Below are 17,254 nucleotides of genomic sequence, written 5' to 3' on the forward strand. Positions count from 1 at the left end.
GCGCAACCGACGTGGGGAGAAGCGCAGATGTGTGCGGAACCGATGCTGCCCGGAACGGTCGCGCAGGCCCTGGAGGAGTACGGTCGCCTGCTGGCCGGGCACGGCATCACCTGGGGCGAGCCGGAGATCCACTACGTGAAGTTCTTCGCCCGGCGCAGGGTGCTGCCGCCCTCGCTGTTCGGCACGTTCTGGCGCCTGGCCTTCGAGGAGGCCGCGCGGCTGCACCCGGGGCAGCCGATCGACCGGCTGGCCGCCCACCTCGCCGAGCCCGACTACGACCGGGTGCTGCGCGACGCCCTCGCCGGCGAGCTGCCGCCGCACCTGACCGTGCTGCGCGTCGGCCCCGACCGGATCGAGCTGCGCGGAGCGCCGATCACCGTCCTGACCCCGGGAGAGCCGCACTCGGGCCCGCACTCGGGCCCGCACTCGGGCCCGCGCGGGGTGGGCGCGGTGCCGGTGGCGGACGCCCGGCCCGCGACGGCCGTTGAGGCGCCGCCGCCGCCCTCCGGGCGCGGTGCGGAGAAGATCTTCCTGCTCGTCGACTCCTCCCGCGACACCCCCTGCCCGGTCAGCGTGGACGACGCCCGCCGCGAGCTGGCCCCCCACGGCGCCTGGCTGGTCGAGGCCGACGCCGGCAGCGTGATCATGGCCGACGGACAGCGCGTCCGGCTCGATCCCCTGCTGCGCCCGGTCCCCGCCGCCCGGCTCACGCTGGTGGCGGGGGAGCCGTGCCGGTGGAGCGTCGCCTCCCGGGACGGCCGCGGCTGGTACCCGCCCGGCGTCCCGGCCCGGCACGACTACCACGGCAGGCCCTACTTCCACGGTGACGGCCGCACCCTCGACGTCCCGGCCGAACAGCTGACGATCACCGTCACCCGGGGCATGGAGTACACCGAGTCCGCCCTGGACGTCACCCTGGCCCCGGGCGAGGAACGCGTGGTCCGGCTCACCCCGGAACGCCTCTACGACGCCGCCGCCCGCGGCTGGTACGGCGGAGACCTGCACGTCCACCTCAACTGGGCCGGCGACCTGGTGGGCCTGCCCGCCGACGCGGCCGCCGCCCAGCTCGGCGAGGACCTGCACGTGCTCAACCTGCTCGCCGGGAACGTCTCAGGGCCGCGCGTCTACGACCGGGAGGCCCTCGACCACTGGGCGGGGGAGGACCTGCCCTGGTCCGACGCCACCCACCTGGCCCGCATGGGCGTCGAGTACCGCAACGATCTGCTCGGCCACGTCTACGCCTTCGCCCCGGAGCGCGCGCCGGGCCGGTTCCACACCGGGTTCGCCGGCGACGCCGACTGGCCGCCGAACGCCGAGGGGCTGCGCGAGCTGCGCGGCCTCGGCGCGGTCCTCGGCTACAGCCACCCCTTCGCCACGCCGCTCGCCGACGGCGATCCGCCCAGGGCCGTCGTCTCCCCGGCGCCGCGCAACTGCGCGGCCCGCGAGCTGGTCGCCGACGCCGCGCTCGGCCTGGTGGACAGCCTCGACGTGCTCACCCACGCCTCGATCCCGTCCACGGCGGCCGTCTACCGGCGGCTGATCGGCGCCGGCAACCGGCTCGCCGTCACCGCCGGGACCGACTCGATGATCTCCTTCACGCGTTCGGACAACCAGTCCAACCCGCCCGGCTGGGCCCGCGTCTACGCGCGGGTGGAGGGCGAGCTGACCGCCCGCGCGTTCGCCGACGCCGTACGGGCGGGCCGCACGTTCGCCACCACCGGCCCGTGGCTGGAGCTGACGGTGGACGGGCACGGCCCCGGCCACGTCATCGACGCCCGCCCCGGCGACCTCGTCCGGGTCACCGCCACCGCGATCGGCCCGGAGGTGGCCGCCGTGCGCGTCCGCACGGCCGAGGGCGTCCGCGCGGGCGCGGAACGGCTCCCGGCCGGCGAGCGGCTCCCGGCGGGCGAGCGGCTCCCGGACGGCGAGGAGCGCCTGACCGTGACGGCCGACCTGCGCGTGGACGAGCCGACGTACGTGCTGGCCGAGGTCGTGTGCGACCCCCACCCGCGCACCATGACCGGCACCGGCTACGCCCTGACCAGCCCCGTCTACGTGGACCTGGCCGGCCGCCGGGTGGCCAGGCCGGACGACGTGCGCTGGTGCCTGGAGTGGCTGGACCTGCTGGAGGAGCTGATCAGGTCGCACGCCCGCCTGACCGCCCCCGGCCAGCTCGCCGACCACGTCGCCCTGCTGGACCAGGCCAGAGAGATCTACCGCGACCGCCTGTCCTGACCCCGGCGCGGTCCCTGACCTCTCGCGGTCCCTGACCTCTCGCGGTTTCCGACCCCTGTGCGACCTCTGTGCGACCCCTGACCCACTCGCGTTTCTGGCCGCCTGTGCTAGATTTTGGCCATGCGGTCAGAAAATCAGTCGGGCGGCCAGAAGGCGCGCTCGTTCATCGAGGAGGCCAGGCGGGCGCAGATCATCGCCTCGGCCGTGGAGGTGATCGCCGAGGTCGGGTTCGGTCAGGCGTCGCTGGCGCGCATCGCCCAGCACGCGGGCATCAGCAAGGGCGTCATCTCCTACCACTTCGCCGGCAAGGAAGAGCTGATGGAGGAGGTGGTCAACAGCGTCTACGGCGAGATCGCCGCACACGTCATGGCGCGGATGGAGGGCGTCGAAGGCCCCACCGCCATGGTGCGCACGCACATCCTCGCCGTCGCCGAGCACATGCGCGACCACCGCACCCGGCTCAAGGCCCTCGGCGAGATCTTCTACAACCTGCGCACCGCCGACGGGGAGCCGCGCTACGGCGTCAACGCCAACGACGAGCTCTACCAGCTGATGGAGCAGATCTACGCCTACGGCCAGTCCAGCGGCGAGTTCCGCGACTTCGACCGCCGCGTCATGGCCATCACCCACTTCTCCGCCATCGACGACATGTTCGCCTACTGGGTGGCGAACCCCGACCACTACCTCGACGCGCACGCCGCGGAGCTGGCCGACCTGTTCGAGAGGGCATGCAGGCGATGAAGACCGAGACCGGCACCAGACTCCTGGCCGTCGACAACCTGCGCGTGCTGCTGACCGCGCTGGTCGTCGCCCATCACGTCGCCGTCACGTACGGCAACATCCCGCTGTGGTACTACACCGAGCCGGCCGCCGACCCCTCCGGGACGGCGCTGGACATCCTGGTGGTCTTCAACCAGGCGTTCTTCATGGGGTTCTTCTTCCTCGTCTCCGGCTTCTTCACCCCCGGCTCCCATGACCGCAAGGGCGGGCGCGCGTTCGTCCGCGACCGGCTGGTCAGGCTCGGGGTGCCGCTGCTGGTCTTCCTCCTGCTGCTGCGGCCGCTGCTCACGATCGGCGAGCACGGCATGCCGTTCTGGAAGTGGTACATCGTCTCGTGGGACCCGGGGCCGATGTGGTTCGTCGAGGTGCTGATCGTCTTCGCCCTGCTCTACGCGTGGTGGCGGCGTGCCGGCGGGCAACGGGCCGGCGCGGAGAGGGGTGGGGCGCCGAGCCTCAAGGGGGTCGTGCTGTTCACCCTCGGGCTGGCGGCGGCCACGCTCCTGTGGCGGATTCCGGTGCCGCAGGGCACGTACGTGCCGGTGCTCGGGCTGCCCACGCCCTACTTCCTGCCGCAGTACGCGGCGATGTTCGCGGCCGGCGTGGTCGCCTTCCGGCGCGGCTGGTTCGAGGCGCTGCCCGGGCGGGCCGGGCGGGCCGGGTTCGTCGTCGCGGGCGTGGCGACCGTGGTGTTGCTGCCGCCCGCGGCCCTGACCACGGGCCTGGTCGCGGTCGCGATCAACGCGCTGTGGGAGTCCGTGTTCGCGGTCGGCATGATCGTCGGCCTGGTGGTGCTGTTCAGGGAGCGGTTCGCCGAGCAGGGGCCGCGCGGCAGGTTCCTGGCCGGCAACGCCTACGCGGTCTACGTCATCCACCCGCTGGTGCTGGTCGCCGTGGCCTGGGCGGTGCGGGGGCTGCACGCGGCGGCGGTCGTCAAGTTCGCCCTCGTGCTGGCGGTGTCGCTGCCGTTGTGCTGGGGGCTGGCGTACGCGGTCCGGTCGTTGCCGGGGGCCAGGCGCGTCCTCTGACTGCGGGCTTGACTTTGGGCCTTGCCGGGCCCTCGGCGGCGTGCCACCATCGCGCTAACTCTTAGGAAACTTTATTAAGAGATTCCGTGAAGGGAAGTGATCGGGGTGCGCCGGAGCCTGACGCTGTTCGCCGCCGCGCTGCTGGTGGCGGGCGTCCTGTCGGCCGTCGTGCCGGCCCCGCCGGCCGGGGCGGCCACGTGCGCGACGCCGTGGAACGCCTCGACGGCCTACAACGGCGGCGCGGTGGTGTCCCGCGGCGGCCACAACTGGTCGGCCAGGTGGTGGACGCAGAACGAGACCCCCGGCACCGCCGCGGTCTGGGCCGACCAGGGCGCCTGTGGCGGCGGCACCCCCACGCCCGGCTGCGACCACCCGAACTGGGTGGCCGGCCGGTACTACGCCACCGGCAGCATCGTGCGATACACCGACGGCAACTATTACATCGCCGTGCACGACAATCCCGGCTACGACCCCGTGATCAGCACCTGGTACTGGGACCCGTACGCGTGCGACGGCGGCGGCACGCCCACCGACCCGCCGGACCCGGGAGGCTTCGTGGTGAGTCAGGCGCAGTTCGACCAGATGTTCCCCGGCCGCAACTCCTTCTACAGCTACAGCGGCCTGACCACGGCGATCGCCGCCTTCCCCGCCTTCGCCGGGACCGGCTCGGCCACCGTCAGGAAGCAGGAGGCCGCCGCCTTCCTGGCCAACGTCAGCCACGAGACCGGCGGGCTGGTCTACATCGTCGAGCAGAACACCGCGAACTACCCGCACTACTGCGACGCGACCCAGCCCTACGGCTGCCCGGCCGGGCAGGCCGCCTACTACGGCCGCGGGCCCATCCAGCTGAGCTGGAACTTCAACTACAAGGCCGCCGGCGACGCCCTCGGCGTCAACCTGCTGAACGACCCCTGGCAGGTGGAGCGGAACGCGTCCGTGGCCTGGAAGACCGCGCTGTGGTACTGGATGACCCAGAACGGCCCCGGCACCATGACCCCGCACGACGCCATGGTCAACAGCCGCGGCTTCGGCGAGACCATCCGCAGCATCAACGGCAGCCTGGAGTGCAACGGCGGCAACCCGGGCCAGGTGCAGAGCCGGGTCAACGCCTACCAGCGCTTCACCCAGATCCTCGGCGTCGCCCCCGGCGGCAACCTGTCCTGCTGACCGCCTCCCCGGCGCCCGATCACGCCGGTCGCGCTCCCGCCGGGGCTGGGCCGGCCTCATCGGCCGGCGCGCGTCGTTCGGTGGTCTCCAGGTAGCCGCGCAGGGCGCGCCGGGAGCGGCTGAGCGTGTCGATCTGCTCGTCGAGGCCGCGCAGCCGGGCGCGCAACGTGTCCAGCAGTTCGGGGCAGGGCACCAGATCGGGGTCGGGGCCCGTGACGCAGGGCAGCAGGTACGCGATCTCCTCGGTCGACAGCCCGGCGTCGAGCAGCTTCCTGATCTGGGCCACGGTCAGCACGGCCCCGTCGTCGTACTCGCGGTAGCCGCTGGCGCGGCGGCTGGGCTCCAGCAGGCCCTGGGCCTCGTAGTAGCGCAACTGGTGCGGACGGACGCCGGTCCGCCGGCTCAGGTCACCGATCAGCACGGCCGTCCCCCTTGACCTTCATACCGGTCTGAACGTTGACGATTCTCCCATAGCTGCTGAACCACCTCTTTTGGGAGAGCGACTGTGATGACGAAGGAAAGCCGTACCCCCGTGACCGTCCTCGGCCTGGGGCTGATGGGGGAGGCGCTGGCCGGGGCGTTCCTGCGCGACGGCCGGCCGACGACCGTCTGGAACCGTACGGCGGCCAAGGCCGACCGGCTGGTGGGGCAGGGCGCCGTACGGGCCGGGTCGGCGCTGGAGGCCGTGGGCGCCGCCCCGCTCGTGGTCGTCTGCCTGACCGGGTACGACGCCGTGCGCGAGGTGCTCGACCCGCTGGGCGCAGCCCTGGACGGCCGGGTGCTGGTCAACCTCACCTCCGGCACCTCAGCCGAGGCCCGCGACACCGCCGCGCGGGTGGCCCGGCACGGCGGCGCCTACCTCGACGGCGCGATCATGACCACCCCCGCCGCCATCGGCACCCCGGCGGCCGCCCTGCTCTACAGCGGCCCGCGATCGGCCTTCGACCTGCACGAGCCGGCCCTGCGCAGCCTCGGCGGCGCGACGACGTACCTCGGCGCGGACCACGGCCTGTCGGCGCTCTACGACGTCGGGGTGCTGAGCCTGATGTGGAACATCCTCAACGGCTTCCTCCAGGGCGCCGCGCTGCTCGGGGCCGCCGGGGTGGAGGCGGCGGCGTTCGCCCCGGTCGCGCGGAACGGCGTCGAGACCGTGGCCGGCTGGCTGGCCGACTACGCGCGGCAGATCGACGAGGGCGCGCACCCGGCCACCGACTCGACCCTCGACACGCACGTCGCCGCCATGGACCACCTCGTGCACGAGAGCGAGTCGCACGGCGTGGACGCCACGCTGCCGCGCTTCATCAGGGAGCTGGCCGGCCGGGCCGTCGCGGCGGGCCACGGCGGCGAGGGCTACACGGCGCTGATCGAGCAGTTCCGCAAGCCCTCCGGCCGGGACTGACGGCGTCGTCAGCCGGCGTAGAAGCCGTCGAGGACGTCGGCGTGGCGTTCCTCGACGGCCTTGCGCCTGATCTTGAGGCTGGGCGTCAGCTCGCCGGTCTCCACGGTGAAGTCGCCGGCCAGGATCGCGAACTTCTTGATCGTGGCGTAGCTGGCCTGGTCGGCGTTGACCTGCCGGATCGCCTTGTCGACCTCCTCGCGCATGCGCGGGTGCCCGCACAGCGCCTCGGGGTCGGCCGGCAGCGACTCGGCCTCGGCCCACGGGCGCACGACGTCCATGTCGAGGGTGACCAGCGCCGTCACGTAGTTGCGGCGGTCGCCGTGCACGAAGACGTGCGAGGCGAACGGGCAGGCGGCCTTGATCCGGCCCTCCAGGTAGGTGGGGGCGACGTACTTGCCGCCCGAGGTCTTGATCAGCTCCTTCTTGCGGTCGGTGATCAGCAGCCGGCCGGCCTGGTCGAGCTCGCCGATGTCGCCGGTGTGCAGCCAGCCGTCCGCCAGCGCCTCGGCCGTCTCCTGGGGCAGGCCGTGGTAGCCGCGCATCACGCCGCGCCCGCCGATGAGGATCTCGCCGTCGTCGGCGATGCGGACCTCGGTGCCCGGCAGCGGCGGGCCGACCGTGCCGAACCGCACCGACTCGGGACGGTTGAGGAAGCTGCCCGCCGACGACTCGGTCAGGCCGTACCCCTCCAGGATCGTCAGGCCGGCGCCGTCGAAGAACTCGGCCACGTCCCGCGACAGAGGCGCGGCCCCGGAGATGAAGAAGCGGATGCGGCCGCCGAAGCGCGCCCGCAGCTTGGTGAAGACCAGCCGGTCGGCCAGCGCGTGCTCGACCCGGGTGGTGAGCGGGACGGCCGCCTCGCGCTGCCGCGCCCTGCTGACCCGCAGGCCGGTCTCCCGCGCCCACTCGAAGATGCGCAGCTTGACCCCGCCCTCGCGGCGCACGGTGGCGACGACCGTGTTGTGGATCTTCTCGAAGATGCGCGGCGCGGCGGCCATCACGGTCGGGCGCAGCGCCCCCAGGTTGTCGGCGATGCGGTCGAGGCGGCCGTCGATCGCGGTCGGCACGCCGATGTCGATCATCACGACCTCCAGCAGCTTGCCGAACGAGTGGGACAGCGGCAGCCACAGGAAGTGCAGGTCGGCGGGGGACAGCAGGCCGATCTCGCGGACCGAGCCGGCCGCGAACAGCCAGTTGTCGTGGGTGAGCTCGACGCCCTTGGGACGTCCGGTGGTGCCGGAGGTGTAGATGAGCGTGGCCAGGTCGTCCTGGGCGATGGCGTCCACCAGGGCGTCGTAGTCGTCCGGCGCGTCGCCCTCGCCCTGGCTGACCGAGTCGAGGGTGACCACCCAGCCGTCGTCGCTCGCCGAGCCGTCGACGACCACCACGCGCGTGACGTCGGGCAGCTCCTTCTGCACGGACCTGAGCTTGGCCACCTGCTCGTCGTCCTCGGCGATGACGATCGTGCTGCCGGAGTCGGTGATGACGAAGGCGCACTCGGCGGCCGTGTTCGACGGGTAGATGGTGGTGGTGGCCGCGCCCGTGGAGAGCACGGCCAGGTCGGCGAGGATCCATTCGAGCCTGGTCGAGCAGAGGATCGACACGCGCCGGCCGGGCCCCGCGCCGAGCCCGGACAGCCCCAGCGCCAGTCCGCGGACGCGCTCGCCGACCTCGCTCCACGACAGGGAGGTCCACGCCTCGCCCGACGGCACCCGGTACGCCTCGGCGTCGGGGGTGGCCGCGATCCGGTCGCGCAGCAGGGAGGGAATGCTGGACATGCCTGACCTCCTGAGGGGTGTGCCGCCGACTCTAGGACGAGTGCGCCGGATCAGTCGATGGCCGTGATCGACCTGCCGCCGGCCGGAGGCGGGCCGGCGCTCGCGACCGTCCTGGACGTGCGCACCTCCCACGCGCCGCAGGCGCAGCGCAGGTAGGAGACCAGGCCCTCGGAGGTGCGGTGGGAGGAGACGAGGGTCAGGGCGAAGGGGTCGTGCGGCTCTCCGGGATGCATGACTCCAACCTGATGTAATGACCTTGTGCATTTCAACACTTACGGCGGCAACGGCGCCGAACTCGCCGCGGCCCTGGTCAACGCGAGCGACTTCAGCCCGGCCGCGGTGCGGGAGACGCTCACGGCCAACGCCATGTGGCGCACGGACGTCACCCCGGCCCAGGCGGCGGAGCTGGCGGCCTGGGCGCGCCGGCTGGCTCCCGTCTTCGGGGAGCCCGACCTCGGCGTCCAGGTGCGGCTGATCAACGAGCTGCTGGAGATCACCGCGTCCAGGCCGCACATCAGCACCCATGACGGCCTCGAACCCCACCTGCACTTCTTCTCCGCCGAGGCCGACATCGTCTCCAGGGCCAAGGACACCACCGCGGGCGGGCTGGCCATGGCCGTGTGCTTCTCCGACGGGCGGCGGCTCGGGCGGTGCGACCGGACGGGGTGCGAGACCGTCTATGTGGACACCTCGCGTAACGGGCGGCGCCGGTTCTGCTCGCTGACCTGCGCGAACCGGGTCAACGTGGCCGCCCATCGCGCCCGGGACGTTGCCCGTCGGTCGTGTTTCGGGTAGTGTGTGCGGGTCGTATCGCCGACCCCTGGGGGCAGCTGACGTGAGGATCTGAGGCCGCGGGCACCGCGCCTACCGCCCGGTCACGGGCTCTGTCGCGTGCGCACCTCGACCTCGGCGACCTCGGCGATCTCTTCGCCCCGGTTCTTCCCAGCTCAAGCTGTCTGGTTGTCGCGCGCGCAGCGGTGTTCCCGCCAAGTCACGAAATTTCGATTTTTGTGATGGGAGCCGCCACATGTCTTTTTCCATTGTCGTCGATCACGTGTCCTTCGGCTGGCCCGACGGGACCATGGTGCTCGACCGTCTCGACGCCGCCTTCCCCGCCGGGCGTACCGGGCTCATCGGGGCGAACGGGTCGGGCAAGTCCACCCTGCTCAAGATCATCGCCGGGGAGCTGACCCCGGGATCGGGGTCGGTCTCGGTCACCGGCGAGGTGGGGTACCTGCCGCAGAACGTGCCGCTGGAGGGCAGCCGCACGGTGTCCGACCTGCTGGAGATCAGCGGGAAGCGGGCCGCGCTGCACGCCGTCGAGAGCGGCGACGTCGCCGAGGAGCACTTCACCGCCATCGGGGACGACTGGGACGTCGAGGAACGCGCGCGGGCCGAACTCGACCGGCTCGGGCTCGGCCACGTCGGGCTCGACCGCACGGTTGCGACGCTGTCGGGCGGCGAGGCCGTCATGGTCGCGATGGCCGCGCAGATCCTCAAGCGCCCCGCCGTGCTGCTGCTCGACGAGCCCACCAACAACCTCGACCTGGACGCCCGGCGGCGGCTCCACGCCGCGGTCTCGGCGTACCCCGGGGTGCTGGTCGTGGTCAGCCACGACCGGGCGCTGCTCGACCTCGTGGACCAGGTCGCCGAGCTCCGCGACGCCGCCGTGCGCCTGTACGGCGGCAATCTGAGCGACTACGAGGAGCAGGTCGCCGCCGAGCAGGAGGCGGCCGAGCGCACGGTCAGGACCGCCGAGGGCGAGGTGCGGCGGCAGCGGCGTGAGCTGATCGAGGCCAGGACCAAGCTCGACCGGCGCGGCCGCACCGCGCGGAAGGCGTTCGAGAACAAGAAGGTGCCCAAGATCGTCGCCGGCGGGCTCACGATGAAGGCCCAGGTGTCGGCGGGCAAGCACCGCGCGCTGCACCAGGAGCGGCTGGCCGCGGCCAGGGGCAGGCTGACCGAGGCGGAGCTGGCCGTGCGCGACGACGCCGAGATCCGCGTCGAGCTGCCCGGCACCGCCGTCCCGGCCGGCCGGACCCTGCTGACGCTGCCGCTCGACCGTCCCGACCGTTCCGGCGGCCCTGACGGCATGCCCGGCGAGGGCGGGCTCAAGGCGCTCGACCGGCTGGTCGTCCGGGGCCCCGAACGCATCGCGCTGCTCGGGCCCAACGGGTCGGGCAAGACGACCCTGCTGCGCAGGATCGTCGAGCACGGCGCGCATGTCCCGGTGGGGTACCTGCCGCAGCGGCTGGACGTGCTCGACGACGCCCTGAGCGTCGTGGACAACGTCCGGGCCGTGGCGCCGGCCGCCTCGGTCAACGACGTGCGGGCGCGGCTGGCCCGCTTCCTGTTCCGCGGCACGCGGGCCGACCAGCCCGTGGGCACGCTGTCGGGCGGCGAGCGGTTCCGCGCCGCCCTGGCCGCGCTGCTGTCGGCCGATCCGCCGCCGCAGCTGCTCCTGCTGGACGAGCCGACGAACAACCTGGACATGTCCAGCGTTCGCCAGCTCTCCCAGGCGCTGGCGGCCTACCAGGGCGCGCTCGTCGTGGCCAGCCACGACGTCCCGTTCCTGGAGACGCTGGGGATCACCCGGTGGCTGCGACAGGATCGGGACGAGGGACTGGCCGAATCGTAATTGACGTCTGGGGATCAACCGGGCAATAGTGGGGCAGGTGGCTTCACCCCGGTTGATCTCCTGCGTTCTCGCCCTGGCGACGGTGACGCTCGCCGCCTGCTCCTCTCCGCCACCGCTGACCGGCGGTGAGCCGAAGGTCAGCGGCGTGGCGGACGGCAAGGGCGGAGCCTTCAGCGGCGATCCCAGTGGCGATCCCAGCGGGGATCCCTCATCGGGGTCCAGCCCCGCCGTCAGCGCCCTGACGCCGGAGGCGTACAAGGGCGAGCTCGACAGCAGGCACAAGGCGATGACCGGCGCGATCAGCGGCCTGGCCGGCGCGCGCGGCGTCCAGGCGCTCAACCAGCGCGTGGACAAGGCCGAGCAGGCGCTGAGCGGCGCCGCCGACGCCCTGTCCGCGATCGCCCCGCCCGCCGAGATACGCGCCCAGCACGACGCGTACGTCACCAGCCTGCGCGACTTCGCCACCGAGCTCGGCTCCACGGCGGGCAAGGTCGGCAGCCGCGAGCTGTGCACCCCCTCGGCCGTGCTGAGCGACCTGAACACCAAGCTCACCGCCCTGAACAAGGCGGGCGAGGCGCTGCAGAGCGCCGGCGACTACCCGGCCGACGTCGTCACCGTCAAGGCCGGCGGCAAGCAGAACAGGCGGTTGAAGAACGGCGCGTTCATCCGCCGGACCTCCCTCGGCGGACGCAGCTCCCTGGAGGTCGACAACGGCGGCACCCGCGACGCCGTCGTCACGGCGGTCAGGGGCGGCGGCAAGACGTTCAGCGTGTACGTGCGCAAGAAGGCCAAGTTCAAGGTCAGGGGCGTGCCCGACGGCACGTACAAGATCTACTTCACCCACGGCGTGGACTGGGACGGCAAGAGCCGGTCCTTCAGCCGCCAGTGCAGCTTCGAGCGGTTCCAGAAGTCGGTGAAGTTCAAGACCACGGTCACCGCCACCCAGATCCTCTGGCACGACTGGCGGGTCACCCTGCACGCCATCTCCGGCGGCAACGCCCGCACCGCACCCGTCAACCCCGACGACTTCCCGAGCTGACCCTCCAGAGTCGGGCCCGCACACGCGAAAGGGCCGCGCGAACGCGCGGCCCTTTTCCGGCTGCCGGGGCGATCAGGTCGAGAACAGCATGCCCACCCAGCTGCGCTGGCGGTGGTGGCCGTAGTGGTGACCGCCGTGGTGGGGGGCGCCCCAGGCCGGCCCGGGCGCGGGGGGCGGCGGCGGAGCGGCGTGGTACTGCGACTCCATGCGGGTCAGGGTCTCCAGCTCGCCATAGTCGAGGAAGATCCCACGGCAGTTGTCGCACTGCTCGATGTGGACGCCGTTGCGCTCATATGTCCGCATGTTGCCGCGGCACTTCGGGCACTGCATCTAAGTCGCTCTCCTTGGATCCGGGGTCTCAGGCTGAAACCTACCGCGTGCGGCCCCCGTCACGCTCGGACGATTCTGCTGCACGATTCGATTAACGCGTGCTCCACCTCGTCGAGTTCCCGGTTCTCGCGTTCGGCGTTGAGCACGGCCACGGCGGCCAGTTGCACGGTCAGCGCCCGGGCCGGCAGGTCGAGCCGCTGCCAGGGATCGTCGCCCTGGCCGAGCGCGGGGCCGCCCGAGGCCAGGTAGGCCCCGAGGAACCGCTCCCAGACGGCCGGCTCCAGCAGGCCCGCCGCGTACCAGGCGGCCGGTCGCGCCAGGTCCCAGGCCGGGTCGCCGACGCCCAGGTCGTCGACGTCGATGAGCAGCCAGCGGTCGCGGCAGACGAGCTGGCCCAGGTGCCAGTCGCCATGGGTGAGCAGGCCCGGCACCGGGGCGGGATCGGGCAGCTCCTTGAACGCGTGCCTGACGAGCTGCTCGACCGGGCCGTCGCCGCTCATCCTGGACACCGCGCGGGCGGCCCGCGCCGGGCCTCCGGCGGGCGGCATCGGCGGCACCACCGTCAGGGGGACGGCGTGCAGCCGGGCCAGCAGCCGCGCGCCCTCCTCCCAGGGGGCGGACCCGGGGTCGTCGTGGGGGACCGGGCGGCCGGCCGGCCAGACGCTGACCGCGCGGCCCGCCGCCGTCAGCACCTCGGCCTCCAGCGGGGCCAGCAGCACGCCGTTGACCGCGGCCGCGGCGGCGGCCCTGAGGCGGGCGCGCAGCGGCTCCACCTCGTCGCGGGCGGAGTGGGCCTTGACCACCACCTCGCCCATCCGTAACACGACCACGTCGGTGCGTGTCTGGTGTCGCACGGGCTCGCCCGTGCCGCCGTACGCCGCGGCGATGCCCGCCAGCTCCTCCTCTAGACCCACTCGTACAGAGTATTGGGCAGTGTTGGGGGTAAATGCCGTCGTGATGGCGGGAGCGAGGGAGTGGGCGGCGCTGGCGCGCGAGTGGCTGAGGGCGAGCTCGCCGCGGGCCGCCCAGGCGATGCGCGAGCACGATCAGGAGGCCGCCCGGCGCCGCCGTGAGCGGCGTCCGGCGGCGCGCCGGCGCGTGGACGGGGAAGCCGCCCGGCAGCCGGCGAGGTGGGCGGTCGAGCCCGAGGCGGCGGACGCCCCGGGCCAGGAGGAGATCGAGCGGGCGCGTGCGGCGCTGGCGCGGGCGACCTCGCTGGAGCGGGCGCGGGCCCGGGCGCGGCGCGAGCGGGGACACGGGTGACGGATGAAGCCACCCGAGCCCTCGCGAAGGGCCGCCGTCAGGCGCTGCCGAGCCTGACCGCGCCTACTTCCTGAGCCAGATGGGCACTCGTACTCCTTGTACCCCTTCGTGACGAGCAGGGTGGTGCCCGCCGACACGCAGTTCTGCAGCGTGCGGTACGCCTGGTACGGGGTCCAGCTCGTGGCCGAAGCGCCGGCCGGAGCGGCGACGGAGAGGGTGCCGTGTGTGGTGGGAGATCGCGCACCCGGGTCGGTCAGACTGGGAGCATGAGAATCGGTTTCGCCGTACCCCAGTCAGGGCCCTGGGCCACACCGGAGAACATGCGCCGCGTCGCCGCGCGGGCCGAGGAGCTGGGCTACCACGAGCTCTGGACGTTCCAGCGGCTGCTGTACCCCGTCGGGCATCCCATGGGGCCGATCTACCGCAGTGTCCACGACCCGCTGGTCACGCTGGCGCACCTGTCCGGCGTCACCCGGACGATCCGGCTGGGCGTGGCCGTGGTGAACGCGTACGTGCAGCCGGTCGTGCTGGCCAAGCAGCTCGCCACCCTGCAGACCCTCTCCGGCGGCCGGGTCAGCGCCGGCATCGGGCTCGGCTGGGTGCCGGAGGAGTTCGAGGCCACGGGCGTCGGCATGGAGCGCCGCGGGCGCCGGGGCGAGGAGTTCGTCCAGCTGCTGCGCAAGGCGTGGACGGACGACGTCGTCGAGCACGACGGCGAGTTCTACCGGGTGCCGGCCTCCCACATCGACCCCAAGCCGGCGCCGGGGCCGCCGCAGGTCCTGCTGGGCGGCACCGCCGAGGTCGCGCTGCGCCGGGCCGGCCGGCTGGCCGACGGCTGGATCAGCTCCAGCAGGGAGGACCTGTCGGCGGTCGCGGGCCGGATCGCATTGATCAAGGAGGCGATCGCCGGCGCCGGACGCGACGCGGCCTCGTTCCGCTACGTGTGCCGCGGCGTCACGCAGGTGCGGCCCGCCGGCGCCGAGGACGCCCGCCGGCCGCTGACCGGCACGTACGAGCAGATCAGGCAGGACGTCGCCGCCCTGGCCGCCGAGGGCGTCACGGACGTCTTCCACGACCTCAACTTCGACAAGGAGATCGTCACCGCCGACGCCGGGGAGGCGATGCGCCGGGCCGAGGAGGCCCTGGAGGCGCTGGCGCCCTAACCGCCGCCGTAGGGGACCGTGATGATCTCCAGGTTGTGTCCGTCGGGGCCCGACCAGTAGAGCCCGCGGCCGCCGTCGTGGGTGTTGATCACGCCGGGCCTGGTGTGTCCCGGATCGGCCCAGAACGTCAGGCCGCGGCTCCTGATCCGCCCCCAGATCTGGTCGAACTCCTCCTCGCCGACGAGGAAGGCGTAGTGCTGCGGGGTCACCTCGCCGTCGGCCTGCATCACGTCGAGCGAGACGTCGTTGGCCAGCGTCACGACCCGGAACGGGCCGTAGACCGGCGCGGGCTCCAGGCCGAGGACGTCGACCAGGAAGGCGGCCGTGGCGTCCCGGTCGGTGGCGGCGACGATGGTGTGGTTCAGCTGCACGGGCATGCGTTCACGCTACGTGCCGCAGCGCCTCGGTGGCCACCGCGCACCGCAGCTCGCGCATCCCCGGCCGCCCGCGCACCGGATGGACGGCGTTGGTCAGCAGCACCACGGTCAGCCCGCGCGCCGGATCGACCACCAGCGACGTCCCGGTGAACCCGGAGTGGCCGTAGGCGCCGCTCAGCGGGCCCACGATGCCGGGGTCGCCGATCCGCACGCCGAGCCCGTGCCGGAACGCGGCCCCCTCCGCCCCCTGGTCGCGGGTCATCTCCGCCACGCTCGACGGGCTCAGCATCACGCCCCCGCCCAGCCGCAGCGCCTCCCCGAAGGCCAGCAGGTCGTCCGCCGGGGCGAACAGGCCCGCGTGCCCGGCCACCCCGCCCAGGGCGTGGGCCGTCTCGTCGTGCACCTCGCCGCGCACGCAGCCGGGGCCGGGGCGTTCGGGCTTGAACTCGGTCGCGGCGACGCGCTGGGCCGGCCCGCCGCCGCCGACCGGGCGGTAGCCGGTGCCGGGGAGGCCGAGCACGTCCGTGATCCGGGCGCGGACCAGGACGTCGAGCGGGGCGGACGCGGCCAGCTCGGCGATCCGGCCGGCCATCACCATGCCGACGTCGCTGTAGAGGTAGGGGCCGCCGACCGGGCCGGTGACCGGCGTGGTGAGCATCGCGGCCATGCGCTCGTCCGGCCCGGCGTGCGGAAGCTCCAGGTCGATCCGGCGGGTCGGCGTCAGGCCCGCCGTGTGGGTGAGCAGGCGGCGCAGCGTGATCCGCGGGTCGGCCCCGGGGAGCCACGACCGGACCGGCTCGTCCAGGTCGAGCAGGCCCTCCTCGGTGAGCGAGAGCACCGCTGTGGTGGTGAACAGCTTGCTGACCGAGGCCAGGTCGAACACCGAGTCCCGGCGCGCGGGGGGCCGATCGGCGGCGAGCGTCCCGGGGGCCTCCGGCCCGGCGTCCGATCCGGTGGTCGGCTCGGCGTCGGCGTACCTGACCAGCTCGCCCACCGCCGCGGCGGCGGTCACCGTGCCGTGCGCGGCGATCAGCGCGACCGCCGCCGGGCACACCTCGGGCACCGCGGCGGCCAGCAGGCGCTCCAGCCGGTCCGACATCCCCGTTCCCCCCTCGTCAGTCCTCCGACAGTGCCTTGGTGCGTCCCGTCCGCTACGTCAGCCGCTGAGCGCGTCGCTGAGCCGCTCTCCGTGCGACTCCAGCAGCGCGCGGGCGGCGTCGGGGTCCAGGCCGTGCTGGATCATCACCACGGCCGTCTTCGCCTGCCCGCCGGCCGCCTCCAGCGCCGCGCCCGCCGTCGCGGCGTCGGCCCCGGTGATCTCGCGCACCATGCGCAGCGCGCGGGAGGCGAGCTTGCTGTTCATGGCCGACATCTCGATCATCTTGTTCCCGTAGGTCCGGCCGAGCCGGACCATGGAGATCGTCGAGATCATGTTGAGCACGAGCTTCTGCGCCGTGCCCGCCTTCAGCCTGGTCGAGCCCGCCACCACCTCGGGCCCCACCACGACCTCGATCCCGTGCTCGGCGGCGGCCGACAGCGGCGCGCCCGTGTTGCACGACAGCGCCGCGGTCAGCGCCCCCCGGCCGGCGGCCTCGGCCAGCGCGCCCAGCACGAACGGGGCCCGCCCGCTGGCCGACACGCCCACCACCGAGTCGAGCGCGCCCACCTCCAGGTCCTTCATGGCCGCCGCGCCCGCCTCGGCGTCGTCCTCCGCGCCCTCGATGGACCGGGTCAGCGCCTCCGGCCCGCCGGCGATGACGCCCTGCACCAGCGAGGGGTCGGTGCCGAACGTCGGAGGGCACTCGCTGGCGTCGAGCACGGCCAGCCGTCCCGAGGTGCCGGCGCCGACGTACAGCAGCCTGCCTCCCTCGGCCATCCGGGCGGCGATCGCGTCGATGGCCGCCGAGATCGCCGGCACGGCCGCGGCCACGGCCACGGGCACCTCGGCGTCGGCCTGGTTCATCAGTCGGGCGATCTGCTCCGTCGGCAGCCGGTCGATCTGGCTGTAGCGGGGATCGCTCTGCTCGGTGGACAGCTCGGGCAGCGGATCAATCATGACG

At 73.2% G+C, this 17,254-nt stretch carries 18 protein-coding genes; 10 read left to right on the top strand and 8 right to left on the bottom strand.

Features of this window, described 5'->3' with window-relative positions; genetic code table 11:
- The first annotated feature begins 27 nt into the window (after positions 1–27).
- From ACIBQ6_RS03835 to ACIBQ6_RS03850, 4 genes are all read left to right on the top strand, one after another.
- Positions 28–2,235 (top strand): CehA/McbA family metallohydrolase, encoded by a 2,208-nt coding sequence (locus ACIBQ6_RS03835; RefSeq protein WP_397210099.1) that lies wholly within the window; start codon positions 28–30, stop codon positions 2,233–2,235.
- 120 nt (positions 2,236–2,355) lie between these two features.
- Positions 2,356–2,976: a TetR/AcrR family transcriptional regulator gene (locus ACIBQ6_RS03840; RefSeq protein WP_397210101.1), complete on the top strand. Its 621-nt coding sequence runs from the start codon at positions 2,356–2,358 to the stop codon at positions 2,974–2,976.
- Positions 2,973–4,040, top strand: coding sequence for an acyltransferase (locus tag ACIBQ6_RS03845; protein WP_397210103.1), 1,068 nt, complete (start codon positions 2,973–2,975; stop codon positions 4,038–4,040). The genes ACIBQ6_RS03840 and ACIBQ6_RS03845 overlap by 4 nt, the downstream gene beginning before the upstream one ends.
- 105 nt (positions 4,041–4,145) lie before the next feature.
- Positions 4,146–5,207: a glycoside hydrolase family 19 protein gene (locus ACIBQ6_RS03850; protein ID WP_397210105.1), complete on the top strand. Its 1,062-nt coding sequence runs from the start codon at positions 4,146–4,148 to the stop codon at positions 5,205–5,207.
- A gap of 19 nt (positions 5,208–5,226) precedes the next feature.
- On the opposite strand, the gene ACIBQ6_RS03855 is transcribed toward ACIBQ6_RS03850, so the two are convergent.
- Positions 5,227–5,628, bottom strand: a complete 402-nt coding sequence (locus ACIBQ6_RS03855; protein ID WP_397210106.1) for a MerR family transcriptional regulator — start codon at positions 5,626–5,628, stop codon at positions 5,227–5,229.
- Between the two features lie 87 nt (positions 5,629–5,715).
- On the opposite strand from ACIBQ6_RS03855, the gene ACIBQ6_RS03860 reads away from it, so the two are divergent.
- Positions 5,716–6,606: an NAD(P)-dependent oxidoreductase gene (locus tag ACIBQ6_RS03860; protein WP_397210108.1), complete on the top strand. Its 891-nt coding sequence runs from the start codon at positions 5,716–5,718 to the stop codon at positions 6,604–6,606.
- Positions 6,607–6,614: 8 nt separating this feature from the next.
- Here the strand turns inward: ACIBQ6_RS03860 and ACIBQ6_RS03865 are convergent, their stop codons facing one another.
- Together ACIBQ6_RS03865 and ACIBQ6_RS03870 are read right to left on the bottom strand one after the other, a co-directional pair.
- Positions 6,615–8,384 (bottom strand): AMP-dependent synthetase/ligase, encoded by a 1,770-nt coding sequence (locus ACIBQ6_RS03865; RefSeq protein ID WP_397210110.1) that lies wholly within the window; start codon positions 8,382–8,384, stop codon positions 6,615–6,617.
- Positions 8,385–8,434: 50 nt separating this feature from the next.
- Complete coding sequence (locus ACIBQ6_RS03870; protein WP_352354135.1) at positions 8,435–8,617, bottom strand: hypothetical protein; 183 nt, start codon at positions 8,615–8,617, stop codon at positions 8,435–8,437.
- Between the two features lie 25 nt (positions 8,618–8,642).
- On the opposite strand from ACIBQ6_RS03870, the gene ACIBQ6_RS03875 reads away from it, so the two are divergent.
- The 3 genes from ACIBQ6_RS03875 to ACIBQ6_RS03885 all read left to right on the top strand — a co-directional run bounded on the left by ACIBQ6_RS03875 (position 8,643) and on the right by ACIBQ6_RS03885 (position 12,061).
- Positions 8,643–9,179, top strand: coding sequence for a CGNR zinc finger domain-containing protein (locus ACIBQ6_RS03875; RefSeq protein ID WP_358293235.1), 537 nt, complete (start codon positions 8,643–8,645; stop codon positions 9,177–9,179).
- Positions 9,180–9,411: 232 nt separating this feature from the next.
- A complete protein-coding gene (locus tag ACIBQ6_RS03880) occupies positions 9,412–11,022 on the top strand; it encodes an ABC-F family ATP-binding cassette domain-containing protein (protein WP_397210112.1) in 1,611 nt (536 codons plus the stop codon).
- Between the two features lie 37 nt (positions 11,023–11,059).
- Positions 11,060–12,061, top strand: coding sequence for a hypothetical protein (locus tag ACIBQ6_RS03885; protein WP_358293231.1), 1,002 nt, complete (start codon positions 11,060–11,062; stop codon positions 12,059–12,061).
- Between the two features lie 72 nt (positions 12,062–12,133).
- Here the strand turns inward: ACIBQ6_RS03885 and ACIBQ6_RS03890 are convergent, their stop codons facing one another.
- Together ACIBQ6_RS03890 and ACIBQ6_RS03895 are read right to left on the bottom strand one after the other, a co-directional pair.
- Positions 12,134–12,391, bottom strand: a complete 258-nt coding sequence (locus tag ACIBQ6_RS03890; RefSeq protein ID WP_352331027.1) for a zf-TFIIB domain-containing protein — start codon at positions 12,389–12,391, stop codon at positions 12,134–12,136.
- A 59-nt stretch (positions 12,392–12,450) separates the two neighbouring features.
- Positions 12,451–13,305, bottom strand: coding sequence for a phosphotransferase family protein (locus ACIBQ6_RS03895; RefSeq protein ID WP_397210114.1), 855 nt, complete (start codon positions 13,303–13,305; stop codon positions 12,451–12,453).
- Positions 13,306–13,345: 40 nt separating this feature from the next.
- On the opposite strand from ACIBQ6_RS03895, the gene ACIBQ6_RS03900 reads away from it, so the two are divergent.
- Together ACIBQ6_RS03900 and ACIBQ6_RS03905 are read left to right on the top strand one after the other, a co-directional pair.
- On the top strand, positions 13,346–13,654 hold the full coding sequence (locus tag ACIBQ6_RS03900) for a hypothetical protein (protein WP_397210116.1): 309 nt from the start codon (positions 13,346–13,348) through the stop codon (positions 13,652–13,654).
- Positions 13,655–13,920: 266 nt separating this feature from the next.
- The gene (locus ACIBQ6_RS03905; RefSeq protein WP_397210118.1) at positions 13,921–14,817 is read left to right on the top strand and encodes a TIGR03619 family F420-dependent LLM class oxidoreductase; all 897 of its coding nucleotides are present in this window, start codon (positions 13,921–13,923) and stop codon (positions 14,815–14,817) included.
- On the opposite strand, the gene ACIBQ6_RS03910 is transcribed toward ACIBQ6_RS03905, so the two are convergent.
- From ACIBQ6_RS03910 to murQ, 3 genes are read right to left on the bottom strand one after another with little or no spacing between them, the layout of a single operon-like run.
- Entirely contained in the window at positions 14,814–15,194 is a 381-nt protein-coding gene (locus ACIBQ6_RS03910; RefSeq protein ID WP_358293224.1) for a VOC family protein, read from the bottom strand. The two genes, ACIBQ6_RS03905 and ACIBQ6_RS03910, sit on opposite strands and share 4 nt — an antisense overlap.
- Before the next feature lie 4 nt (positions 15,195–15,198).
- Positions 15,199–16,293, bottom strand: coding sequence for a serine hydrolase domain-containing protein (locus ACIBQ6_RS03915; RefSeq protein WP_397210120.1), 1,095 nt, complete (start codon positions 16,291–16,293; stop codon positions 15,199–15,201).
- Positions 16,294–16,350: 57 nt separating this feature from the next.
- Complete coding sequence (gene murQ, locus ACIBQ6_RS03920; RefSeq protein WP_358293220.1) at positions 16,351–17,250, bottom strand: N-acetylmuramic acid 6-phosphate etherase; 900 nt, start codon at positions 17,248–17,250, stop codon at positions 16,351–16,353.
- Between the last annotated feature and the right edge of the window lie 4 nt (positions 17,251–17,254).

This window comes from Nonomuraea sp. NPDC049655 (genome assembly GCF_044465465.1).
Lineage (GTDB): Bacteria > Actinomycetota > Actinomycetes > Streptosporangiales > Streptosporangiaceae > Nonomuraea.

Excerpts from the sequence above, each read along its gene's own strand:
- ACIBQ6_RS03915 (WP_397210120.1), bottom strand. The coding sequence starts at position 16,293 with ATGTCGGACCGGCTGGAGCGCCTGCTGGCCGCCGCGGTGCCCGAGGTG.
- ACIBQ6_RS03890 (WP_352331027.1), bottom strand. The coding sequence starts at position 12,391 with ATGCAGTGCCCGAAGTGCCGCGGCAACATGCGGACATATGAGCGCAAC.
- ACIBQ6_RS03840 (WP_397210101.1), top strand. The coding sequence starts at position 2,356 with ATGCGGTCAGAAAATCAGTCGGGCGGCCAGAAGGCGCGCTCGTTCATC.
- ACIBQ6_RS03910 (WP_358293224.1), bottom strand. The coding sequence starts at position 15,194 with ATGCCCGTGCAGCTGAACCACACCATCGTCGCCGCCACCGACCGGGAC.
- ACIBQ6_RS03870 (WP_352354135.1), bottom strand. The coding sequence starts at position 8,617 with ATGCATCCCGGAGAGCCGCACGACCCCTTCGCCCTGACCCTCGTCTCC.
- ACIBQ6_RS03835 (WP_397210099.1), top strand. The coding sequence starts at position 28 with ATGTGTGCGGAACCGATGCTGCCCGGAACGGTCGCGCAGGCCCTGGAG.
- ACIBQ6_RS03865 (WP_397210110.1), bottom strand. The coding sequence starts at position 8,384 with ATGTCCAGCATTCCCTCCCTGCTGCGCGACCGGATCGCGGCCACCCCC.
- ACIBQ6_RS03860 (WP_397210108.1), top strand. The coding sequence starts at position 5,716 with ATGACGAAGGAAAGCCGTACCCCCGTGACCGTCCTCGGCCTGGGGCTG.
- ACIBQ6_RS03880 (WP_397210112.1), top strand. The coding sequence starts at position 9,412 with ATGTCTTTTTCCATTGTCGTCGATCACGTGTCCTTCGGCTGGCCCGAC.
- murQ (WP_358293220.1), bottom strand. The coding sequence starts at position 17,250 with ATGATTGATCCGCTGCCCGAGCTGTCCACCGAGCAGAGCGATCCCCGC.
- ACIBQ6_RS03905 (WP_397210118.1), top strand. The coding sequence starts at position 13,921 with ATGAGAATCGGTTTCGCCGTACCCCAGTCAGGGCCCTGGGCCACACCG.
- ACIBQ6_RS03845 (WP_397210103.1), top strand. The coding sequence starts at position 2,973 with ATGAAGACCGAGACCGGCACCAGACTCCTGGCCGTCGACAACCTGCGC.